Here is a 15,283-nt window from a genome sequence, read left to right on the forward strand (position 1 = left end):
GGCGCCCGCTACTCGTGGTTCTCGGCGTAGCCGGCGACGCCGGCGTCCTGCCGCCCGGCTGCTGAGCGGCCCGGTCCGGCGCCACCACGGGGACCCGGCAGGCGGGACGGCGGCCCGGTGACGCCGGGCGCGTCGTTCCGGTGGGCCCGGAGGTGCCAGGCGGTGAGGGTCAGGAGGGCGAGGGCGCACAGCGCGTACGGGGAGATCAGGGGCTGCTGCCACCACGCCAGCCGCAGGGCCGGCTCGCCCTCGTACGGTACGGCCCAGAAGCTCCGCGCCGTCCAGACCGCCCCGGCCAGCGCCGCCGCGCGGAAACGGCGCTCGGCGAGCAGGGCGGCCAGCAGGGGCACGCACCACACCCACTCGTGCGACCAGCTCACCGGCGTGACCAGCAGCGCGGTCGCGGCGGTGAGCAGGATGCCCCAGCTCTCCGACCCGGCCCGGACGGCGGCGCGGCGGGCGGCCCACAGTCCGCAGACGGCCGTGAGCAGCGCCGCGACCGCCCAGACGGCGGCCGGCTCGGGGGTGTGCAGCAGGCGGGCCAGCAGACCGTGCAGGGACTGGTTGCCCGCGGTCCACGCGGCGCCGGTGCGGTCGGTCTCGAAGACCTGGCTCGTCCAGAACTCCCCGCTGGCGTACGGGAGTACGAGCATCCCGAGCAGTACCGTCCCGGCGAGCGCGGCGAGGGCGGTGAGCCCCTGCCGTACGCGGGAGGTGAGCAGCAGGTACGCGACGAAGACGGCGGGGGTGAGGGTGACCCCCGCCGCGATGCCGAGGGCGAAGCCCTTGGCGAGGGCGTGGTCGGGGCGGGTCAGGTCCCACAGGACGAGACAGGCGAGGGCGAGGGCGATGTCACCCAGGAGGATGGTGCGGGTGACGGGTTCGAGCCAGAGTCCGGCCGCCACGGCGGCGACGGCGAGGACGGCGCCGGAACGGCCCACGAGCCGCAGGGAGAGCCGTACGAACAGCGCGAGCAGCGCGATGTTGCCGAGGACGAAGACCACCTTGAGGGCGCCGACGGGCAGCCAGGTGGTCGGGACGAAGAGGATCGCGGCGAAGGGCGGGTAGGCGGTTCCGTAGGTGCCGGTCCCGTAGATCCCGGAGCTGTAGATCCCGGACCCGTAGGCCCCGGAGCCGGAGACCCCGGCCCCGTACAGGTCGATCCCGTAGGGGTCGCCCCCGCCGAGGACGGCGGCGCCTTCGGCGCGGTAGACGAGTGTGTCGGCCAGCGGGACGGGCCGGGTGACGCAGAGGGTGGCGAACGCGGCCAGCGAGAGGACGAGCGCGCCCACTGCGATGAGTGAGCGAGGAGTCACGGTCCGGTAGGTCACGGCCGCGACCCTAGTGGATAGGGGTCAGCGGTGGCGTCTGATGCCCGCCTCCTCCGCATACTCCCCCAGCACGGCCACGTTGAACGCCGCGGTGAGGAAGACCTTGGCCGCGCGGAGCGCGTTGCCGACCGGGTGGCCGGGGTGGTGGACGGAGCCCGTCGCGGTCGCGCCGGGAACCGGTGGACCCTGAGGGGCGTGGGCCGGGGTGAAAGTTGCTGTGCTCATGTATCCATGGTGACTCCATGGCCTGTGGACCACATCGCCCCAGGGTTTGAACCGTTTGTGAACCGGCGTACGACTTCAGGCCGGACAGGTCCCCTACGGGATGGACCCGGGCCCTACCGGGGAGGGAGGGGAGATCCCCCGGCGCGTGCGCCGCGTCCCCCCGCCGCCTCCCGCGCGCATAAAAGCATTCGCCCGGCCGTCGTCGGGTGGCTACAATCCTGCACCTTGCCCGCCTCCCGCCGTACGGGAGCGCCGTCGTCCGGACGGAAACCGGACGGCCGACCGCCATGACGTGATCCACGCCGGACCGGAGCCCGCCCGCCGCTGCCGTACGCCTCTGCTCGTACGGAGCCGGCGGAGCGCGGCCCGTCGGCGTGCGTACAGCCCCGGAGGCAACACCGTGCCCGCGCCCGCCCCTGACCTCTCCGACGCGCCCGACGCGCCCGACGCGCCCGACTCGCCCGATCTCCTCGGGCGCGAGCGCGCCCACCTCAGCGCCTCCCGCTCCGCCCTGCGCGCCATGCGCGAGGACGTGCAGGCGCTCGACATCCGCGACGTCACCGCGAACTGGGTCAACGCCGCCGTGCTGGAGTCCCAGATCGAGGAGCGCGTCAAGGCGCTCGCCGATCTCGCCCACACCCCGCTCTTCTTCGGGCGGCTCGACTATCTGCACGCCGTCGGGGCGGAGGAGGCCGAGGGGGCGGCGGGCGAGTCCTTCTACATCGGGCGGCGGCACGTCCACGACACCGACGGCGACCCCATGGTGATCGACTGGCGTGCCCCCGTCTCGCAGCCCTTCTACCAGGCGTCCCGGCAGAAGCCGCTGGATGTCGCGCTGCGCCGCCGCTTCGGTTACACGGCGGGTGAGCTGACCGCCTACGAGGACGAGCACCTCTCCGACCCGACGGAGACCGCCACCTCCAGCAAGCTGCTCCAGGCCGAGATCGAGCGGCCGCGCGTGGGCCCCATGCGGGACATCGTCGCGACGATCCAGCCCGAGCAGGACGAGATCGTCCGCAGTGAGCTGGGCGGCACGGTGTGTGTGCAGGGCGGTCCCGGCACCGGGAAGACGGCCGTCGGTCTGCACCGGGTCGCGTATCTGCTGTACGCGCACCGCGAGCGGCTGGCGCGTACCGGCACGCTGGTCATCGGGCCGAACGCCTCCTTCCTCCACTACATCGAGCAGGTGCTGCCCACGCTGGGCGAGTTGGAGGTGAAGCAGGCGACGGTCGCGGATCTGGTCGCCGCCGGGACGGAGGTGCGCGGTACGGATCCGGCCGACGCGGCCGTCATCAAGGGCGACGCCCGGATGGCCGAGGTGCTGCGGCGGGCCGTGCGGTCGCATGTCACGCTGCCGACCGAGCCGGTCGTGGTGGTGCGCGGTTCGCGCCGCTGGCGGGTGCCGGTGTACGAACTCGTCGAGATCGTCGAGCAGTTGCTCGCCCGCGACATGCGGTACGGCGCGGCGCACGAGGCCCTGCCGCAGCGCATCGCGCACGCCGTGCTCGTACGGATGGAGGAGGCGGGCGAGGCGCCCGACGACCGCGTGCAGAACGCGGTGGCGCGCAATCCGGCGGTGAAGGCGGCCGTCAAGGCCGTCTGGCCGCAGGTGGATCCGGCGAAACTGGTGCTGCGGCTGCTCTCCGACGCGGAGTTCCTGGCCGCCCACGCGGACGGGGTGCTGAGCGCCGACGAGCAGAAGACGATCCTGTGGACGAAGCCGGCGCGGAGCGTACGGTCGGCGAAGTGGTCCCCGGCCGACGCCGTGCTGATCGACGAGGCGGGCGACCTGATCTCCCGTACCCACTCGCTCGGCCATGTCGTGCTCGACGAGGCGCAGGATCTTTCCCCCATGCAGTACCGCGCGGTGGGCCGGCGCTGCTCGACCGGTTCGGCGACGGTGCTGGGCGATCTCGCGCAGGGCACGACGCCGTGGGCGACGGCGAGTTGGGCGGACGCGCTGCACCACCTCGGCAAACCGGAGGCGCTGGTCGAGGAGTTGACGGCCGGCTTCCGCGTACCCCGCGAGGTGATCGCGTACGCGTCCCGGCTGCTGCCCGCGATCTCGCCGGGGCTGGCGCCGGTGGCCTCCGTACGGGAGTCGCCCGGCTCGCTGGCGGTACGGGCGGTTCCGGACGTCGCGGAGCTGGACGCGGGGACGGTCGCGGCGTGCCGGGAGTCGCTGGCGCACGAGGGGTCGATCGGCCTGATCGCGGCGGACGCCCGGATCCCGGCGCTGGCGCGGGCGCTGACGGCGGCGGGGCTCGGGTATCTCGCGCCGGGCGAGGAGGCGAGGGCGGAGGCGCGGCTGACGCTCGTACCGGCGTCGCTGGCGAAGGGGCTGGAGTACGACTACGTGGTGCTGGACGAGCCGGCGGCGGTGGTCGACGGCGAACCGGACGAACGGACGGGGCTGCGGCGGCTGTACGTGGCGCTGACGCGTGCGGTGTCGGGGCTGGTGGTGGTGCACGCGGCGGCCCTGCCGGAGCAGCTCGCCCGTTCCTGACGCGGGAGGACGCCCTCCGGGCCCGCGCCCTCCCCTTCCCTTGCGCCCGCGCCTGCCGAGGCGGGTGAGGGCGCCTCACCCGCCTCGCCGGGCGGCTCGGTCTCCGGCGCCTGTCGTCCGGAGCGGCCCGGAGACCGGCCCGCGCGTCACCAGCAGCGCGCAGGCCCGAGCGGTGCCCCGGCGCTACACGCCGGCCGTCACCGCGTCGAGCGCCGCGCGCCACTCCCGTACCGCCGCCGCCGAAACCGGTCCTTCCCACCCCGCGGGGCGGGCCGCGCCGCCGATGTGGAACGCCGTGACACCCGCCGCGCGCAGGACGGGAACGTGCGGGAGCCGCAGCCCGCCGCCGGCCATGAGGCGTGCCCCGTAACCCGGTTCGCCGCGCGCGCCGGCCGCCGCTTCCGCCAGGAGGGTGGGCAGGCCCTCGGCCACGCCTGCCGGGGAGCCCGCCGTGAGGTACGTGTCCAGGCCCGGCAGGTCCGCGAGGCGCTTGCGCAGCGCGTCGCGGTCGGCCGCGTGGTCGATCGCCCGGTGGAACGTCCAGCGGCAGCCGTCCAGTTCGGCGATCAGCCGCTCGACCGTCACCAGGTCCGGCGTGCCGTCCGGGTCGAGGAAGCCGAGGACGAACTCGTCCGCGCCCTCGGCCCGCAGCCGGCGCCCCGCGGCGACCAGCGCCGCCGCGCCGTCGGGGCCGCCGGCGGCGAAGCCGTCCGTCAGCCGGAGCATGACCCGCAGGGGGATCGGGACGGCGGCGCGGATCCTCGCGAAGGTCGCGGTGTCCGGGGTCAGGCCGTCGGCCGCCATGTCGGTGACCAGCTCAAGGCGGTCCGCACCGCCGTTCCGGGCGGCGATCGCGTCCTCCGCATCGAGGGCGATCACCTCCAGAAGTGCACGCTTGATCATGAGCGGGGACCTCATTCATCGGGGGCGGGGAGAGAGATAGGTCTAGTCCAATATCCCAGCCTAAAGGACCCGATCGATCACGGCCACCCCTTGCATTGGATACGGGTGGGGGGTATACAGGAAGGACGTTATACCCCTAGGGGGTACGATGGACCTATCGGCCGAAGCGAAGGAGCCGCCGACCATGAGCACCACCCGGACCACCGCTACCACGGACGGCACCACGACCGGCGCCGCCCCGGGCCGCGCCGCCGAAGTCGAACTCATGATCGGCGGGATGACGTGCGCCTCCTGCGCGGCGCGCATCGAGAAGAAACTCAACCGGATGGACGGGGTCGAGGCCACCGTCAACTACGCCACCGAGAAGGCGAAGGTCAGCTACGCCGAGGGGCTCTCGGTCGGCGATCTGATCGCCACCGTCGAGGCCACCGGCTACACGGCTCAGGAGCCCGCCCCCGTACGCCCCCGCACCGCACCGTCCGGCGACGGCTCCGGTGCCGAGGGCGGGGCAGGGGAGGAAGAGGAGGACGACGCCGAGCTGAAGTCCCTGCGCGAGCGACTGCTCACGGCCGTCCTCCTCGCCGTCCCGGTCGTCGCGATGGCCATGATCCCGCCGCTCCAGTTCGACAACTGGCAGTGGCTCTCCCTCACCCTCGCCGCCCCCGTCGTCGTCTACGCGGGGTGGCCCTTCCACCGCGCCGCCTGGACCAACGCCCGGCACGGCGCCGCCACCATGGACACGCTCATCTCGGTCGGCACCTGGGCCGCGTTCCTCTGGTCGCTCTGGGCGCTCTTCTTCGGCACAGCGGGCATGCACGGCATGACCCACCCCTTCGAGCTGACGATCAGCCGCAGCGACGGCGCCGGGAACATCTACCTCGAAGCCGCCGCCGGGGTCACCGCCTTCATCCTCGCCGGCCGCTACTTCGAGACCCGCTCCAAGCGCAAGGCCGGCGCCGCCCTCCGCGCCCTCCTCGAACTCGGCGCCAAGGAGGTCACCGTCCTGCGCGACGGCGGGGAGACCACGATCCCCACGGCCGATCTCCAGGTCGGCGACCGCTTCCTGGTACGGCCCGGCGAGAAGATCGCCACCGACGGCACCGTCGTGGAGGGCTCCTCCGCCGTCGACGCGTCGATGCTGACCGGCGAGTCCGTCCCGGTCGAGGTGGCCGTGGGCGACGGCGTCACCGGCGCCACCCTCAACGCGGGCGGCCGGATCGTCGTGGAGGCCACCCGTATCGGCTCCGACACCCAGCTCGCCCGGATGGCGCGCATGGTCGAGGACGCCCAGAACGGCAAGGCCTCCGTCCAGCGCCTCGCCGACCGGATCTCCGCCGTGTTCGTCCCCGTCGTGATCGTGCTGGCGCTGGCCACGCTCGGCGGCTGGCTGCTGGCGGGCAGCGGGCTCACGGCCGCGTTCACGGCCGCCGTCGCCGTACTGATCATCGCCTGCCCGTGCGCCCTCGGCCTGGCCACACCGACCGCCCTCATGGTCGGCACCGGCCGCGGCGCGCAGCTCGGCATCCTCATCAAGGGCCCCGAGGTGCTGGAGACGACCCGGCGCGTGGACACCATCGTCCTCGACAAGACCGGCACCGTCACCACCGGGAAGATGACCCTCCTGGCCACACACAGCGCACCGGGCACCACCGACGACGAGGTGCTGCGGCTGGCGGGCGCCCTGGAACACGCCTCGGAGCACCCCATCGCCCGCGCGGTCGCACAGGGCGCCGCCGAGCGCGTCGGGGCGCTCCCCACGCCCGAGGACTTCGTGAACGTCGCCGGGCTCGGCGTCCAGGGCGTGGTCGAGGGCCACGCCGTCCTCGTGGGCCGCGTCAGGCTGCTCGCCGAGTGGGAGATCCACCTCCCGGAGGAGCTGGAGCGGCGCCGGGCGGCGGCCGAGGCGGCAGGCCGTACGGCCATCGCGGTCGCCTGGGACGGCGAGGCGCGGGCCGTGCTCGAAGTCGCCGACGCCGTGAAGGACACCAGCGCGGAGGCCGTACGGCGGCTGCGCGCGCTGGGCCTGACGCCGGTCCTCCTCACCGGTGACAACCGGGCCGTCGCCGAGTCCGTGGCCGCCGAGGTCGGGATCGCCGCCGACCAGGTGATCGCGGAGGTCATGCCCGAGGACAAGGTCGAGACGGTCAAGAAGCTCCAGGCCGAGGGCCGCTCCGTCGCCATGGTCGGGGACGGGGTCAACGACGCCGCCGCCCTCGCCCAGGCCGACCTGGGCCTCGCGATGGGCACCGGCACCGACGCCGCGATCGAGGCGGGCGATCTCACGCTCGTACGGGGCGACCTGCGCACCGCCGCCGACGCGATCCGGCTGGCCCGCAGGACACTCGGCACCATCCGGGTGAACCTCTTCTGGGCCTTCGCCTACAACGTCGCCGCGCTGCCGCTCGCCGCCGCCGGGCTCCTCAACCCGATGATCGCGGGCGCGGCCATGGCGTTCTCGTCGGTCTTCGTCGTCGGCAACAGCCAGCGGCTGCGGGGCTTCAAGGCGTCCTGAGCCCCCGGGCCCGACGACGGGGCGGCACGGCTGGGCCATGACCACAGGGCCGGGCCCGGAGGGGTTCTCCTCCGGGCCCGGCCCTATCGTCGTGCCATGCCCGCTCCCGCCGCCCCCGCCCTCCGCGACCGCTTCGCGACGACCCTCCGCCCGCTGCTCCCGTACGGGTCCGGGGCCGCCGGTCCCGCCCCGGACCCGTACCGGTACGCCGACGACCTCCTCGCCCGCTGGGCCGAGCCGCAGCGCCGCTACCACACCACCGCGCACCTGACCGCCGTCCTCGACCGCGTCGACACGCTCGCCGCGTACGCGGACGACCCCGCTCTCGTACGGCTCGCCGCCTGGTTCCACGACGCGGTCTACCGCCCGGACCGCTCCGAGAACGAGGAGCGCTCCGCCCGGCTCGCCGAACGGGCACTGCCGGAGGCCGGGCTGAGCGCGGCCGGCACGGCCGAGGTCGCCCGGCTCGTCCGGCTCACCGCCGGGCACGCCACCGCGCCCGGCGACCGGAACGGCGCCGTCCTGTGCGACGCCGACCTCGCCGTCCTGGCCTCGGCGCCGGACGCGTACGCCGCGTACACGACGGCCGTACGGGAGGAGTACGGCTTCGTCCCCGACCCGGAGTTCCGCGCGGGCCGGGCGGCCGTGCTGGAGCAGCTGCTCGCGCTGCCGGCCCTGTTCCGTACCCCGTACGGCGCGCGGGAATGGGAGGCGCGGGCCCGCGCGAACATGGCGGCGGAGCTGCGCGGCCTCGGCGCCTGACCCCAGCGCCTGACCCCAGCGCCTGCCCCCGCGCCCGACACCGCGGCGTGGCGCGTGCGCGTCACGCGTGCGCCGGGCGCCCCCGCCCGGATCCGGCGCCCGCCTGTCCGACGGCCCACACGACGGCCCGCACGGCGAGTCACACCGCAGCCCGCACGGCTGCTCACACCCAGCCGCGCTCGGCCGCCCGTGCCCCGAGCTGGAACCGGCTCGCCGCGCCGAGCCGCTCCTGGAGATCGCTCACCCGGCGCCGCAGCGTCCTGAGGCTCACCCCCAGATGACGGGCGACCGCCTCGTCCTTCATCCCGGCGGCCAGCAGCCGGATCAACATCCGCTCCGCCTCGGGGAGTTCACCGTCACCGGCCGGCCGGCCGAGCGGGGACGCCTGCTGCCAGGCCAGCTCGAAGAGCTGTTGCAGGGCCTCGGTCACCGCCGAGTGCCACACCACGACGGCGCAGTAGCCTCCCGTCGCGGAGGCGGTCAGCGGGAGCATGGCCCGGCACCCGTCCACCACCAGCAACTTGAGGGGCACCGAGGGCGACACCCGGGCCTGCTCGCCGAGTTCCGCCATCCGCAAGGCCCGGGACAGGATCTTCGGATCCTCCAGGGCGGTCGCCGCGTAGATCCCGCGGGAGACGATCCCGCGGCGCAGCAGATCCGCCTGGAAATGCGCCTGCGGAGCGGCCGGGGCCAGATACGGGGGCGTGTCGAAGAGGCACACCTCGTGCTCGGCGCGCGCGTACAGCTCCTCCAGGCGTGCGGCGATGGCACCCTCGCCGGAGGCGACCTCGATCAGCCGGGTCGGCTCCTCACGGAGCAGTCCCGCCTCGTACGCGGTGGCCATCTCCTCGGCGGTGGCGGCGAGCAGTTCGGACTCCGTCTCGCGCCGCCGCACCAGCGCGCGGATCGCCACTCTCGGGTCGACCGCCCGTAACCCGCCCATGGAATCAGGTGGTTGAAGCAGCCCGAGCGAGAGCAGCCGGTCGCATGCCTCGCGCACCCGGGCCGGTGAGGCGGCGCCGGTCAGCAGCGCCCAGCCGGCCGCCCCGGCGTCGGGCTGATGGAGGATCGCCTGGTACACCAGCTCTTCGAAAGGGGAGACCCCCACCGCGGCCCAGGGGCTCGCGGCGGGGGTCCGCCGTGCCGTGCCGTATGCCGTGTTCGCCATGTCACGGCACGGTAGGCGATCTCTGTTAAGGCCGGTGTACCGGACCGGCTCCGCTCCTGCCGGTGCGCCGGGGACCCGGGCCGCCGGAGCTACTTCAGGCCGAAGGCCCGCAGGGTGGTCTGGTCGACCGTGTTGCCGTTCCGGTCGGCGGCCCGTACGCGCAGCGACACGGACGCGGCGCCCTTCGGATGCCTGAGCTCCGCCGTGGCGCCCCGGACCTTCAGCGCCTTCCAGGTGGTGCCGTCGTCGTAGGAGACCCAGGCTTTCAGCTCACCGGTCGTGATGCTCGCGCTCTGGTCCCGGACGGCGAGGCCGAGCTGTGAACTCCTTCTGGAATCAGCCCGGTTCAGAAGGTCGAGCCCCTTCACGTCGTAGTCGACGGAGAGCAGCGGAAGCGCCGTCCGCCGATCCGTGCGCGCCGAGGCGAAGGACCACTCGGTGTGGGTGCCCGTGGAGTACGCCGCCCAGCCGGCCGTGCGCCGGGTGTCGAGGACGAAGCGGTACCCGGCCTTCGCCGACGGGACCTCGAAGGTGCCGGAGCCGCCGCGTGCGGAGTCACCGACCGGCTCCCCGTCCGCGTACAGGGTGCCCTTCGCGGTGTCCTGGACCTGGTCCGCGGACCCGTAGTGGCCCGCTTGGGAGTCGCTCGACTCCGGGATGGCGAGGGAGAGTTCGTCGCCGGTGCGCGAGGAGACGCCGTACTGTCCGGTGGACGCGGGGCGCACCACCTGGCGCAGCCAGTCCTCGTCGGGTGCCCGGCCCGCCCGGTCGAAGGTCCGCAGGGTGTTCCACTGGGCCACGTTGGTCTGCCGGTCGGGTTGGACGGCGTGCCAGATCCGGGTGTCGGGGTCGACGTTGTAGTACTCGGTGCGTTCCGTGCCGAGTGGTACGGGGTTGCCGGTCTCGATGGCGGCGGACTGCCAGGGGCGGTACCGGTAGACGGTGTCCTTGCCGGTCTGTCCGGCCTTGGCTCCGTGGTAACGGACCTTCTGACGCACGGTGTTGGAGCTGTTCAGGCGGTACGTCTGGTTCTTCGCGACGGCGCCGGTCTGCGGGAACATCACGTTGTAGACGTACGGGCTGACCGCGGTGCCGTCCAGCTTCAGTGTGACCTTCTTCCCGCTCGCCAGCAGCTCTCCCAGTTTCGCGCCGTCCTCACCGGTGGCGATCATCAGCGGGATCGTCGCGCTGTCCACCCAGGAGATCCAGTAGCCGGGCGTCTCGCGGTACGCGATCACGTAACCGGCCCCGGCCGCCTTCGCGTTGGCCAGCGCCTCGTCCGCCGTCTTTCCGGCCGGCACGCGGACGACCGCCACCTTGCCCTTGACGTCGAGGCCTTCGAAGTCCTCCGCGGTGCCGCCGCCGGCGGCCACCGCCCGCACCTTCCGCTCGCCGCTGAACCGCGCCCTCTCCCCGTCGCTGCGGACGTAGTCGAGGGGCAGCGCGTACGTCTCGGGGCTGATGACGCTCGCCGTCAGCTCCTTCGCGGCAAGACGGAACTTGGAGGTGAACTCGAACGTGCCCTCGGTGACCTTCTCGGTCGGAGCGACATAGACCCGGTCGGTCCACCAGTTCTGCGCGTAGGTCACCCCGAAGGCCGTGCCCGGCCCCTCCCGGTGCCAGTTGGTGGTGAAACCCTGGAACTCGGAGTCCTCCTTGGTCCTCGGTTCGATCTCGACGGCTTTACGGGCGTCGAGGACGACCTCGGTGTCCTTGCCGACCTTGATCTCCGGATCGCCGACGACCGAGGTGGCCACCTCCAGGCCGGCCGCGTCCCGCTCCGGGATCCAGCTCGCCAGGGAGTACGTGCCGGCCGGCACCTTGAAGGTGTACGCGCTGCCGAGGAACCCGTGGGTGTCCGGGTAGGCGCCGTTCAGCTCCTGCAACACGAAGATGGACGCCGAGGTGGACGGCTTTCCGGCGCGGTTGACCAGCGAGACCTTCAGGTCGTAGGTCTTCGGAAGCTTCTCGAAGCCGACGGCCGTGGTGACCAGGACACCGCCGGCGTTCGCCGTGACATGACCGGTGTACCGGCCGGTGGCCTGGTCGGCGGGGGCGACCGCGACCGTGACGGCGGCGGTGCCGTTCGCCGGGACGGTCACGGTGTCCGTGGCCGGGGCGGCCGCGGCGAGCGACGAGGAGAGCTTCAACTCCACCGCTTCGTCGGTCGTGTTGGTGTACGTGATGTCCTTGGTGACGGTCCCGGTGTCGCCGTCCTCGTATGTGCCGAAGCTGAGCGCCGGTGTCGCGAAGACACCCTGCCCGACGGCGCGCACGGCATCGACCCGGCCGTCGCCCTGGTCGAAGACCGAGGCGTCCTGGCCGGTCTTGGCGGTGCTGGCGAGAGCCTGCTTGATCTGCTGTCCCGTCCAGTCCGGGTGCGCCTGCGCGACCAGCGCCGCCGCCCCCGACACATGCGGGGTCGCCATCGATGTGCCGCTCGCGGACGTGTAGTTGTCGTCGACGGGTGTGGCGCCGGGCATGCTGGTACCGGCGGCACGGGCCGCAGTGATGCCCACGCCCGGCGCGGTGATCTCCGGCTTGACCGCGGAGTCGCCGAGGCGGGGGCCTCGGCTGGAGAACGAGGCCAGTTCGTCGGAGCGGTCGACCGCGCCCACCGTCAGCGCCGAGTCGGCGATGCCCGGGGTGCCCACGGTCTTCTCGCCCGGTCCCGCGTTGCCCGCCGCGACCACGAACAGGGTGCCCGTGGACGCGGACAGCTCGTCGACGGTCTCGCTCAGCACGTCCGAGGGACCCGAGGCCGTGCCGCCCAGGGACATGGAAACGATCCTGGCGCCGGATGTCGCCGCCCACTCCATGCCGTCGAGGATCCAGGAGGTCTGGCCGCGACCGTCGTCGCCCAGAACCTTGCCGACCAGCAGCTTCGCGCCCGGCGCCACACCCTTGCGCCGGCCGTCCGAGGCCGCGCCCGAGCCGACGACGGTGGACGCCACATGGGTGCCGTGTCCGTGCCCGTCCCGTACCGTCTCGCCGGGTACGAAGCTCCTCGACCCGGCGATCTTCCCGGCGAGGTCCGGGTGCCCGCTGTCCACACCGGTGTCCAGGACCGCGACCTCCACCCCCGTGCCGTCGAAGCCCGACTTCCACACCTCGGGCGCCCCGATCTGCGGAACGCTCACGTCGAGCGACGCCTGCACCTGGGCGTCCAGCCAGAGCTTCTCGATGCCCGCACCGAGCCGGCGTGCCGCCTTCGAGGTCGGTTCGGTGCCGATCGCGGGGGCGATGTCCGCCCAGAAGACGGTGGACTTCGCGGCGCTCAGTGCCGCGCCGCCGATGCCGGGCAGCGCGAGCGTGCGCCGTGCGCCGTCGGGGGTGGCGCCGCCCTTGGCGTATGTCGCGATCACCGGGGTGGTATCGGTCTCGGAGTCGGTGTAGCCCTGCTTCACCAACTGGGTGAGGTTGAACAGCGCCGGATCGAGGCGGCCCGCCTGGACCAGCGGGATCGCGTCCGAGGGAAGGACACTGACCTCGCCGTCGCGTTCGCTCGACAGAAACGTGACGGCCTCGCGGCCCTTGCCGCGCCGGACGTCCACGGCGTACTTGCCGTCCGGGCCGGACGTGAGCGACACGGTGTCGCCGGTGACGAGAGTGACGGTCCGCGGGTCCGGGGCGCCGGCCGGGGCGGCCCCCCGCGCGTTCGGAGCCCCGGGCTCGGTGACCGGGGCCCGCGGACCGGCCGCCGCCGGCGCGACACCGACCGCGAGCAGTCCCGCCGCTCCCGCCACGGCCCAGAAGGCGTGGAGTCTTCGCATGTGTGGACTTCCTCCCCTGAACGCTGCACAACGCTTCCGGACTGGTGAGCGGAAGCCAGTGCTCAGGGTGGGCGCGGGGCGGAAGACGACTCAAGGGTTCCCGGTGGCCGATGAGTGCCAACGCCTGCTTCGGTCAACCGGGTTGGCGCCGAGCCCCCCTTCCGGCGAGGGTCGCGCCCGTACACCCGTCGGCCCGATCACGACAGCCGGCGCGCGGCCCCTGGCCCGGCGGCACGGTGATCGACACGGCCGGCGGACGGCCCGCCCCGGCCGGCGAGCGGCCGGTCGCCCGTTGACTACGTACTTCTTGCCGACGCCACGGGACACCGGGCCGGGTCATAGTCGACTGAGCGGCCCGGTCCTGTGACCTGGTGGACAGTCACCGGACCTGGTCGCGCGGATGCGCACGCTCTCCGGGCCTCCTCGCGAGCAGCGCACGCATGGCTCCGTCGCCCCCGCCCCCACCCCCGGGGCGGGGGCGGCGGTTCGCGGGGGAGGGCGCGGTCCGGCGAAAGGACCGGCCGGCTGAGCCACCGCCCCGCCCGAGGCCCCGGTCAGCGAGCGGTCGGCGGATCGACCAGGTCGGCCAGCTCGGCCGTGAACAGCAGGGCGGGGTCGAACCCCATCCCGTTGAAGTGACCGGCGAGTTCCAGCGACAGGGTGCCATGCATCCGGGTCCAGAAGCTCAGGGCCCGGTGCAGGGTGGCGGACGGGGCGGGGTGGCCGGCCGCCCACTCCCGGTGGCTGTCGAGATGGATGTCGAACGGTGACACGGGGGCGTCCGGGGACGGCTCGGGCCAGGTGTCGAGCAGCGTCGTCATGATCTCGGAGGAGATCACGGTGGTGTCGTCGGGCGCGTGATAGCCGGGGACGGGTGTGCCGTAGATGAGGTGATAGCGCTGGGGGTCCTCAAGCGCCCAGCCGCGCAGGGCCTGTGCCAGCCCGGTCAGGTCGGCCCCGGAGTCGGCGGCCGCGCGGAGGGTGTCCGCGAGGCTCCGGTAGGCGTCCCTGATCAGCTCGGTGATCAGCTCGTCGCGGCCGGCGAAGTAGCGGTAGAGCGCGGGTCCGCTCATGCCCATGAGCTTGGCGATCGCGTTGAGGGAGAGCGCGGACGCGCCCGCCGTGGCGATCTGCTCCCACGCGCGCTCCTTGACCTCGGCGCGCACCTGGGCCCGGTAACGCTCGCGCGGGGTCCCGGCCTTCGCGCCCGTCCGGGCGCGCGCTCCCGGTCCGGTTTCCGTTTCCGTCATGGTCCGTCACCTTTCCACACCGGATTAGCTATACCTTCAACAATAAGTGAGAGGCTATCACTCACACCGCTCAGCCGTCGGGCCGGTTCTTCCTGCGGCGCAGCCCCGCCGCCATGATCCGGCGGACGAGTTCCTTCGAGCCGATCTCCACCGCACCGGCCCGCACGGCGTCCCCGTAACGCTCCGACGGCACGTCGTAGTGGTCCCGCTCGAAGGCGCGCGGCGGGCAGCCGATCGAGGTGGCGAAGGCGTGCAGCTCCTCGTAGGAGACGTCACTGACCAGGTGCGACCACATCCGGCCGTGCCCCGGCCAGGTGGGCGGATCGATGTACACCGTCATGCCGCACCCGCCCCGCCGGGCCCGCCAGGACCCCCAGGGCCGCCGGCTCCACCCGGACCGCCGGCTCCACCCGGACCACCCGTCCCGCCCAGCGCGCCGACCGCCGCGACCGCCACCCCCGCCTTCCCGCACACCCAGTGCGGGTCGGGCCCCAGCTCCGGCTCCACCTCCAGCGCGTGCGGCTCGGCCCCCGCATCGCACACCGGACAGAGCGGCCAGCGCCCGTACCGCTCCATCAGCGCGTCCTGGACGTCCTGGGCGACCAGCCCCGCCACGTACGCCACCCCCTCCGGCCACTGCGCGACCCACCAGCGGCGGTGCGACACCGACTCCTCGACCAGCGACACCACCTCGGGGCGCGCCACATCGCCCGCGGCCAGGTCTGCGAGGACCAGCGCGCGGGCGGCGTGCAGCGCCCGCTCCAGCGCGTCGACCTCGGCATGCGGACGCGCGTCCGGGCCGGCGTCCGGGTCTGCGTCGGGGTTCACGTCCGGGTTCGGGTCCGGGTCCGGG

The 15,283-nt window shown here is 73.5% G+C and carries 11 protein-coding genes; 3 read left to right on the forward strand and 8 right to left on the reverse strand.

The window, feature by feature from the left end; all coding sequences use genetic code 11:
• Positions 1-8: 8 nt before the first annotated feature.
• Together AB0P17_RS29025 and AB0P17_RS29030 are read right to left on the reverse strand one after the other, a co-directional pair.
• Positions 9-1,331: a glycosyltransferase 87 family protein gene (locus AB0P17_RS29025; RefSeq protein WP_365815227.1), complete on the reverse strand. Its 1,323-nt coding sequence runs from the start codon at positions 1,329-1,331 to the stop codon at positions 9-11.
• Between the two features lie 24 nt (positions 1,332-1,355).
• Positions 1,356-1,556 carry a hypothetical protein gene (locus AB0P17_RS29030; protein ID WP_365815229.1) on the reverse strand — a complete coding sequence of 67 codons (201 nt, stop codon included), beginning with the start codon at positions 1,554-1,556 and terminating at the stop codon, positions 1,356-1,358.
• Between the two features lie 292 nt (positions 1,557-1,848).
• On the opposite strand from AB0P17_RS29030, the gene AB0P17_RS29035 reads away from it, so the two are divergent.
• Positions 1,849-4,062, forward strand: coding sequence for a UvrD-helicase domain-containing protein (locus tag AB0P17_RS29035; protein WP_365815231.1), 2,214 nt, complete (start codon positions 1,849-1,851; stop codon positions 4,060-4,062).
• 183 nt (positions 4,063-4,245) lie between these two features.
• Here AB0P17_RS29035 and AB0P17_RS29040 read toward each other — a convergent pair whose 3' ends face one another.
• Positions 4,246-4,965 (reverse strand): copper homeostasis protein CutC, encoded by a 720-nt coding sequence (locus AB0P17_RS29040; protein ID WP_365815233.1) that lies wholly within the window; start codon positions 4,963-4,965, stop codon positions 4,246-4,248.
• A 184-nt stretch (positions 4,966-5,149) separates the two neighbouring features.
• Here AB0P17_RS29040 and AB0P17_RS29045 point away from each other — a divergent pair, with 184 nt between their 5' ends.
• Both AB0P17_RS29045 and AB0P17_RS29050 read left to right on the forward strand, forming a co-directional pair.
• A complete protein-coding gene (locus AB0P17_RS29045) occupies positions 5,150-7,477 on the forward strand; it encodes a heavy metal translocating P-type ATPase (RefSeq protein WP_365815235.1) in 2,328 nt (775 codons plus the stop codon).
• 96 nt (positions 7,478-7,573) lie between these two features.
• On the forward strand, positions 7,574-8,239 hold the full coding sequence (locus tag AB0P17_RS29050) for a hypothetical protein (protein ID WP_365815237.1): 666 nt from the start codon (positions 7,574-7,576) through the stop codon (positions 8,237-8,239).
• A gap of 163 nt (positions 8,240-8,402) precedes the next feature.
• On the opposite strand, the gene AB0P17_RS29055 is transcribed toward AB0P17_RS29050, so the two are convergent.
• The 5 genes from AB0P17_RS29055 to AB0P17_RS29075 all read right to left on the reverse strand — a co-directional run bounded on the left by AB0P17_RS29055 (position 8,403) and on the right by AB0P17_RS29075 (position 15,195).
• On the reverse strand, positions 8,403-9,407 hold the full coding sequence (locus AB0P17_RS29055; RefSeq protein WP_365815239.1) for a helix-turn-helix transcriptional regulator: 1,005 nt from the start codon (positions 9,405-9,407) through the stop codon (positions 8,403-8,405).
• Between the two features lie 89 nt (positions 9,408-9,496).
• Positions 9,497-13,180, reverse strand: a complete 3,684-nt coding sequence (locus AB0P17_RS29060) for a S8 family serine peptidase (RefSeq protein ID WP_365815241.1) — start codon at positions 13,178-13,180, stop codon at positions 9,497-9,499.
• Between the two features lie 554 nt (positions 13,181-13,734).
• Positions 13,735-14,430, reverse strand: a complete 696-nt coding sequence (locus AB0P17_RS29065; RefSeq protein WP_365815243.1) for a TetR/AcrR family transcriptional regulator — start codon at positions 14,428-14,430, stop codon at positions 13,735-13,737.
• Between the two features lie 70 nt (positions 14,431-14,500).
• Complete coding sequence (locus AB0P17_RS29070) at positions 14,501-14,770, reverse strand: DUF4031 domain-containing protein (RefSeq protein WP_365815245.1); 270 nt, start codon at positions 14,768-14,770, stop codon at positions 14,501-14,503.
• Positions 14,767-15,195, reverse strand: coding sequence for a hypothetical protein (locus AB0P17_RS29075; protein WP_365815344.1), 429 nt, complete (start codon positions 15,193-15,195; stop codon positions 14,767-14,769). Before AB0P17_RS29075 ends, AB0P17_RS29070 begins: the two co-directional genes overlap by 4 nt.
• Positions 15,196-15,283 lie beyond the last annotated feature (88 nt).

The sequence above is a fragment of the Streptomyces sp. NPDC088124 genome (assembly GCF_040685895.1).
Taxonomy (GTDB): Bacteria; Actinomycetota; Actinomycetes; order Streptomycetales; family Streptomycetaceae; genus Streptomyces.

Bases quoted from the DNA above. Each gene is read 5' to 3' on its own strand.
- AB0P17_RS29045 (WP_365815235.1), top strand. From the start codon at position 5,150: ATGAGCACCACCCGGACCACCGCTACCACGGACGGCACCACGACCGGC.
- AB0P17_RS29065 (WP_365815243.1), bottom strand. From the start codon at position 14,430: ATGACGGAAACGGAAACCGGACCGGGAGCGCGCGCCCGGACGGGCGCG.
- AB0P17_RS29060 (WP_365815241.1), bottom strand. From the start codon at position 13,180: ATGCGAAGACTCCACGCCTTCTGGGCCGTGGCGGGAGCGGCGGGACTG.
- AB0P17_RS29070 (WP_365815245.1), bottom strand. From the start codon at position 14,770: ATGACGGTGTACATCGATCCGCCCACCTGGCCGGGGCACGGCCGGATG.
- AB0P17_RS29055 (WP_365815239.1), bottom strand. From the start codon at position 9,407: ATGGCGAACACGGCATACGGCACGGCACGGCGGACCCCCGCCGCGAGC.
- AB0P17_RS29030 (WP_365815229.1), bottom strand. From the start codon at position 1,556: ATGAGCACAGCAACTTTCACCCCGGCCCACGCCCCTCAGGGTCCACCG.
- AB0P17_RS29040 (WP_365815233.1), bottom strand. From the start codon at position 4,965: ATGATCAAGCGTGCACTTCTGGAGGTGATCGCCCTCGATGCGGAGGAC.
- AB0P17_RS29050 (WP_365815237.1), top strand. From the start codon at position 7,574: ATGCCCGCTCCCGCCGCCCCCGCCCTCCGCGACCGCTTCGCGACGACC.